Consider the following 7,505-nt stretch of genomic DNA (forward strand, 5'->3'; position numbering starts at 1 on the left):
TGACGGTCAGGACCTGGTTAATGGCGTAGGTGCCGCTGGTGAAGGTCATGGTGGCCGGCGAGACCGTGGCCGCGCCCGTGTCGCTGGAGGTGAAGCTGACGGTGGCCCCGCCGCCCGTGCCCGGACTGGTGCTCAGCTTCACGTTGTACGTCTTGCTCGAGCCCTCCGTGAGCGTGGCCTCGATGGGGAAGGACCGGAGCTCCGTCGTGCCGTCCTGCACCACCACCCGGTCCGTCGGCAGAATGGTGATGGTCTTGGACGCGCAGTCGGGGTCGTCGGACGCGCACTCCCGGACCCGCACGCCCTCAACCATGTCCCGCGCGGCGACGGTGTCGTCGGAGGAGTAGGCGCCGATCAACTTCACCGTGATCACGCGATGCTCTTCAGTCTTGGCGGCGATGCGCAACAGGACGCCTCGCACCTGGTCCATCTGAGCGGCCTCGTCGTTGCCGATCACGGTGATGGAGGTCACGGCGGTGCCATAGGCATCGACGATGGTGGGGGTCTCGATCCGGCCCGATCCGGCCGAGCCGTGGACTCCGATGGCATAGTCGGCGCCGTGTTCGGCGCCGCTGACTTCCACCACCAACCCCAGGGTCTCATCGGCGCCCAGCGCATCGCTGAAGTTGATCTCGATGTCGGCGTGTTCGTCCTTGTCGATCACCGGGTTGTTGGCGGCGATGTCGCCGATCTCCACCGTGAACCCCTCGTTGCGCCCGGCGTCGTCGTCGGTGATGAAGACGCGCGCGGGCTGCACGATGGCCTGGTGGAAGAGGCTTGCCGTGTCGGCCGTCCCATCGGCCTTGGCGATGCTGGTCCAGTGCCGAACGCGGAGGTCCTGCTCGCTGTGCTTGTCGTTGTCGTTGAGCGCATAGAGCCTGATCCACTGGGGCCGGTTCCAGTTGCTGTTGGTGAAGGTGCGCGTCACGGTGTGCTGCGGGCCGAACCTGGGGTGTTGCAGCGCCAACGCCTCACGGTCATCCTTCGGCAGCGTGGCGGTCAGCGTGACCACCTTGCCCGCGCCCGGCGCTTGTTTCAGATTGACGCTGTACCGCTTGACATCCCTCTCCTTCACCAGGGTGGAGACCGTCGTCACGGTGATCAGGTCCGCCGGCGTCGCGTCATCGTCCAGGATGGTCCCGGGCAGCGCGACGGTCCCCAGGCCGGAGTACGCCCCGCTGGATTGGGTGATGGTGTGTACGAGCGACACCGTCTCATGGCTCATGTCAGCGTCAGTGTCATCAATGGCGTGGAGGGTCACCGTCCGCCAGGTGTTCCAGCGCTGCGCCTCCGGCGCCGACGAGGTGCGGAACGTCTGCGCGCGCGGCGGCGTCGACCAGGTGCGCACGTCGCCCGCGGTGTTGGCGACTGTCACGGTCACAGGATTGGCCCCTGGGTCGGTCTTGAGGCGGTAGCGGTAGCTGATGGCGCCGTTCTCGAACACGGTGAAGCTGTCCGTGTCGAACTCGATGCCGGGGGTGGGCGGCGCCTCCGTGCTCACCGTGAGCACCGGCGAGATGGCGTAGAAGGGGTCCGAAGTATTGGGGCCCCGTGAGTTGTTGTTGTGGTTCAGGGGCGAGGTATCGGAGTGGCGGGCGTAGAAGAAGCCTCCGCTGTTGCCTAGGTGTCTGCCCGTAGAGGCAACGCCGTTGTTCTGGCATCCGGTGTACGCGTTATAGGACCCGGCAGCCGTGCCGTCCTCACGCCGGTCGTCGTCCGCCCGGGTGCCGTCCCAGGAGCCGTCGTAGAAGTCGAAGTAGTTGTCCGCCACCTTGGTGTTGTCCAGCCAGTAGACGGGGATGCCGGCGGAGGAGTCGGTGGTGGAGCCGTCCGCGTAGGCGTTGCTGGCCCACATACCGGTGTTCTCCCGCGCCGGGACGGCCGAAGTACACCCGACCACCTTGACCAACCCGGCGTAGGGCTTGAGCGAGCTCTGGCCGGTGCTCGCCGCCACGCCCTGCACGAAGTCGTTGTACACCCCGATGTCCGTCGGGCGCCCGTCGCGGGTCTGCGAGGTGACGAACAGCAGACGGAACTTCTCGCCGCCGCTCACAGCCTCGGGCTTCAGCGGCCAGTTCTGCGGCACGACGAGGTCGCCCGTCTCGTCGTCGATGATGCTGAAGACGAGGGGCGACCCGGAGAGCGCTCCCAAGCCGGCGGTTCCCACCAACATCTGAGGGGCGATGCCGCCCGTGCCGAAGGTGACCCTGACCGCCGGCTGCGACCGGTCGCCGTTGTCCACCGGTGTGAAGCGCAGCGTGGCGCGCGAGCCGCCCGCGCTGAAGTTTATTCCATATTCCTCCGGATCCGTTGCCAGGGCACCGGGTGCCAAGGTGACACCCGTCTGCGTTTCCGGGTGAAGCGCGATCGTGTAGTCCTGCTCGCGCGCCGCGCCCTCCAGCACGAGGGGGACCAAGACGATCTCGTTGCCCCTCAGGGCGCGGCCCAGCGTGACGGTGATGTCCTTGTAGCCCGCCGCGCCGGCGCCGCCCTCGGTCACGTCGCCCGTGGCGCTGGCCAAGGTCACCGTCGGCGGCGCGTTCGGGTCGGTGACGGTGAAGACGGGGCTGAGGGCGTAGATGCGGTGCGCGGTGCCGGGGGCGACGTTGAAGCCGCTGTCGAGGGGTTTGCGGTTGGCGCCGGCCTGGAGGCTGCCCATGCGGACGCCGGTGGCGTGGCCCAAGGGGTTGGAGGGGTGGGCGGTGCCGTCGTCGCCGCTGCCGGTGAAGTAGTCGCCGGCGGCGGTGGGCCAGCCTACTTCGGTCTGGGGGGAGACGTTGTCGGGATTGTCCCAGGTGCCGTCGTAGAGGTCGGCGTAGTCGTCGGCGATTTTCTGGCTGCCGGACAGCGTGGGGTTCAGCCAGTAGATCTCCTCGCCGGCGCCGTCGCTGGAGGTGTTGGTGTCGGTGTTGTCGCGGGCGTCGACGGCGGCGGTGCTGGCGAGCGCCCGGACGAGTCCCGCGTAGGGAATGAACGAGGTGTGGCCTTTGCGGGCGGCGACGCTCTGCACGAACCGGTTGTAGTCCTCGATGTCCGTCGAGGTCGCCGCGGTGTGCTCCGAGGTGACGAACGCCAGCCGGAAGCTCTCGCCGGCGCTGAGGCCGGGCGGCTTCAGCGGCCAGTTCGGGGGCACCGGGACGGGGCCGGTCTCGTCGTCGCTGATGTTGAAGATGAGCGGTTCGCCGGCGGGGCGCCCGGCGGCGATGCCGTCGCTGAGGTTACTGGCCATCACGGGGTTGTTCTGGCGGAACCCGATGTAGACGGTGGGCTCGTCGCGGTCGGTGTTCTGGAGCGCCGTGAAGCGCAGCACCGCAGTCCGGTCGCCGGCGATGAAGTTCAGCAGCACCCGGTAGCGGCTGGGTATGGGATGGTCGGAGGCGCCGAAGTTGACACCGGAGTCGGAGTTGCCGCTGTCGATGGCGAGCGTGTAGTCGGTGCTGAGGACGGCGCCGTGAACCACGAGGCGCGCCGTCACGGTCTCGCTGCCGGTGAGTGCGCGGCTGAGGCTGACGGTGATGTCCTTGGTGCCGCCCTCGGCCACGTCGCCGGGCGTCGCCGTCATCGACACCGACACCGGCACCGTCTCGATGATGGTGACGGTGGCCTCGGTGGGTGCGACCAGTCTGGCGTGGGCGACCGAGTCGGCGACGAAGCGAACTTTGAAGTTCTCGTTGCTCTCGGAGGCGGAGTCGGTGACGATGTCGATGCTTATGTCGCGGGCGGTGCGTTCCGCGCCGAATATGCCAGTGTCGGCGGCGGAGCGGTAGTCGGCGGGTGCGGTGGCTGTGCCGTCGGCGGTCTCCCAGCGCACCGAGGCCGGCACCAGGGTGTCGCCCTCCTTGGTGATGGTGACCGTCGCCCTCCCGTCGGCCTCGGCCGCGGAGTAGGCGGCGGTGCCGAACTTCAGGGTCGGCAGGTCCGCGTCGTCGGTGATGGTCCCGGTGGCGCTGCCGTCGGTGGTGCTGACCGCCGGGGGGTCGCTGCCGCCGGTGGGCGTTCCCAGGGTGACGGTGAAGTAGTGGTCGCTCTCGTAGGTGTCGTCTTGGGTGGTGGGGACGCTGATCGTGCCGGTGGTGCTGCCGGCGGCGATGGTGACGCTGCCGGCGGTGTTGGTGTAGTCGGCGCTGGTGGCGATGTTGTACGGCTGATCGCCGGCGGCGCCGCGCCCGTCGCTGAGGGTGTAGGGGACGGCGATGTCGGCCGTCTCCGTCCCGGCCATTTTCACGGTGAAGGCCACCGGGGATCCCTCGGCCGCGCCGGCCGGCGCCACGCTCACGCCGGCCTCGACGGTGAAGACGCCCGACAGGGCGAACATGGGCCGCTCGGGCAGGACGGCCGTCTCGTCGGGCACGCCGTTGACCAGCGGCACCCGGCCGGCCTCGCCCAGACAGGGCGGCGTGCCGTCGGTGCTGCCGTCGGCGGCCTCGGTTGGCCCCAGCGGGGTCTTGGTGTTGTCGCCGGAGACGTTCAGGTAGCCGAGGCGGGTCTTGTCGGCGCCCATGAGCAGGTAGGGGTCGTGGTTGGGAATGGTGCATCTGCGGCCCGCGCCGCCGGTGGAGTCGCTGCCGGTCCAGTAGCCCGCGCTGTGTACGGTGTGGGCCGTGCCGTCGGCGTGGGTGGGGTTCGCCTCGTTGTCCCAGCTCCCGTCTCTGAAGTCGGCGTTGTCGTCGGCCGCTTTGGCGCCCTTCACCCAGTAGACGGGCGCCCCGCCGCCGCCGGCGAACCCGGCGTGCGCGCTCGCCGCGCCGCCGTTGCGTGTGGTGATCGCCGCGGCGTCGCCGGCGCGCGTGCCCGTCGAGGCGACCGCCTTGAAGTGCCCGCCGTAGCGGCGCAGCCCCGCCGCCCCGCCGAGGTCGTGCAGGTCGGCGCGCACGAAATCGTCGTAGTACTGGATCTCGAGCTCCTCGGCGGTCGTGATCCCGTCCGAAACCACCGCTGTGACTCTCTGTCCGGTGCGTCGTTTGGTGCGTTCCTTTGTGGCGTACAGCAGCCGGAAGGTGTCGCCGGGGCCCAGGCCGCTGGGGACGAACGCCCAGTCGGCGGGCACCACAGCGCTGTCGTCGTCGGCGATCCCGAACCAGCGCGCGGCGCCGGTCTGCCAGGCGCGCACCCCGCCGCCCAGGTTGTTGTCCACCGGCAGGAACCGCGCCGTCACGCCCTCAGCGACGGTGAGGTCGCCCAGCAGGCGCACCGAGAAGCTCTCGTCGGCCACCTCGCCGTCGTCGAAGCCCGACCGGGCCTGCATCCGGATCACAGCGGTCTGCGCGCCGGCGCCCCGGAAGGCCACGACGCGGTAGCCGGTGGAGTAGTCAGTGCGGACGTCGGGATGCTCCAAGGTCACGCCGGTGCCCGAAGCGGCCATGGTGATGTCGTTGTGTATCGGCGGGTACGACAGGTTGGCGCCGGTGCGGACGCCCCCCTGCAGGTTCGGCACCACCGACCCGTTGAGGTCGGCGGTCAGGCGCAGCGGAACGCGCACGTACTCGCCGACCGTCAGCGGGCGGCCCAGGCTGACCGTCAGGGTGTCCGCCGCCGAGGCGCCCTCCACCATGACCTGCGACCTGTTGTCGCGGTCGGCGCCGCCGCCGGAGAGGGTCACCGTCGTGGGGTCGTCGTCGGTCACCGTCACCGTCAACGCCTGCGGGTCCAGGCCGCTGTAGCTGCTGTCGCTGGAGGCGAAGGCGTGGCTGATGGCCAGCACGCGGTCGATCTCGTCGGTGCTGTTGTTGACGTGGCAGTCGAAGACCACCTGCTGGGGCTGGTTCCAGGTGCCGGGCTCGAACGTGAAAGTCGACGTGCCGTTGGGCGGCAGGTCGCTGCTGGACACCGTCACCGTCACGGCGCTGGACGGCTGGGAGCCGAGGCGCAGCCCGTAGCGGTACGTGGCCGAGGAGCCGCAGCCGCTCTCGGGGACGCGCCGGCTCTCGGGCAGGTTCCCGCTGCCGGCCGTGAACGTGAAGACCACGCCCGGGTCGTCGTCGGTGAGGTCGACGGTGTAGCGGCTGGAGGGGTGGGTGCCGTCGCTGCGCGGCGGGCAACCCTCCCCCGAGCAGGCGCCTCCGTCCAGAGCGGCCGTGAAATGCCGCTGGGCGCGCGGGTCGGAGCTCTCGGCGGTGGATACCTCCAGCCGCTCGCTGATGTTGTCGTCGTCGGCCAGGGCCGTCACGACCAAGGTGGCCTCGGCGGCGGAGGGGCCGGCGAACGTGACGCTCGCGCCGCTGGAGGCGAGCGTCACGCCCATCGGCGAGCCGTCCAGCGCCACGCTGAAATCGCCCGAGGCCGCGCCGCTGTAGAACAGCGGGACCGTCAGGCTCTCATCGGCCGCGAGCGCCCGCCCCAGCTGCACCCGGAACTCAGCGGTGTCCGTTGTGCCCTCGACCGCGGTGTCGTCCGGCGTCGCCGCCGCCAGCAACTCCACGGTGGTCGGGTCGTCGTCGTCGGTGATCGTGAACGGCAGATCGGGGACGACGATGCTCGTGACCTCCGTCGCCGCCGTATTCGGGTCGTCGTCGGTGTAGGCGGAGTCGTACTGGAACACCTTGAAGTTGACCGTCCCGGAGATCGACCCGCCGGGACTGTCGGCGAGGTTGTTGATCGCTTTGACTCTGATGGGAAGGGTGAGGTCGCCGCCGGAATACGTCGTGCGGAAGATGAGTGCCTCGCGGTAGCCGGTGCGGGAGAACGCCTCGTGCTTCGACGCCGTGCCGATGACCTCGGCGATGTTCCGCGGGAGCCGGTCGTTGCCCTCCGGCTCGGTCTGAGCGACCCGGCCGACGACGACCACATCGGTGCTCGGCGCGGCGTCGAGGGTGAGGGTCACGGTGTCCCAGGTGTCGCGATGGTCGCGGTTGCGGGTCTCCTCCATCATCGTGGTCGAACCCTCGGACACGGAAATCGTGGCGCCGGTCCCGGTGAGGGTGGTGTCGGCGCCATGAGGCTTGATGGTCATCCGCCAGTCGCCCAGCACCGTGCCGCCCGCGCAGTTCGACGTGGTACACAACTTCAGGCCGAACACCTCGTCGTGGGTGTCGCCGTCGCGGCCCGCCCCCCACTCGAACGTCAGAGTGCCGTCGCGGGCAGGGACCACCTCGTACACGTTGTTCCAAGTCACGTTCATGATGGCGAGGCTCGTGCTGCGGCTAGAGCCACTGGCCCTCCGCTTCACCGTCATGTAGAAGTCGCCGCCCTGCGCGGTGGCATCGGGATTGCCGCTTATCGTGACCGTCTCCGCCCGCAGCCAGTAGCGGTGCCCGTCGGGGATGCCCGAGATCAGGACCTGGCGGATCTGGCCCTGGATGATCTCGGTGCGGTGCAGCGTCGCCGGGTAGGAGGCCGCCGTCTGCGCCGCTGCCGGCGCCGACGCCGCCACCACCGGCAACAACGCGCCCAGCAGCAACAACGACAGCGACACAGCCAGGCACACCGGCCGCCGACGGCCGCCGCCGCGCCCGAGGCGGCCCGCGAGGCGCCGGCTGATCCCGCCCACGAACCTACCCGTCACCACG

The 7,505-nt window shown here is 69.8% G+C and carries 1 protein-coding gene; it reads right to left on the bottom strand.

The window, feature by feature from the left end; genetic code table 11:
* On the bottom strand, positions 1 to 7,486 hold a 7,486-nt coding region (locus tag OXG55_10310), incomplete at its 3' end, for a hypothetical protein (protein ID MCY4103635.1).
* Positions 7,487 to 7,505 lie beyond the last annotated feature (19 nt).

It is taken from the genome of bacterium (assembly GCA_026708055.1).
Taxonomy (GTDB): domain Bacteria; phylum Actinomycetota; class Acidimicrobiia; order Acidimicrobiales; family CATQHL01; genus VXNF01.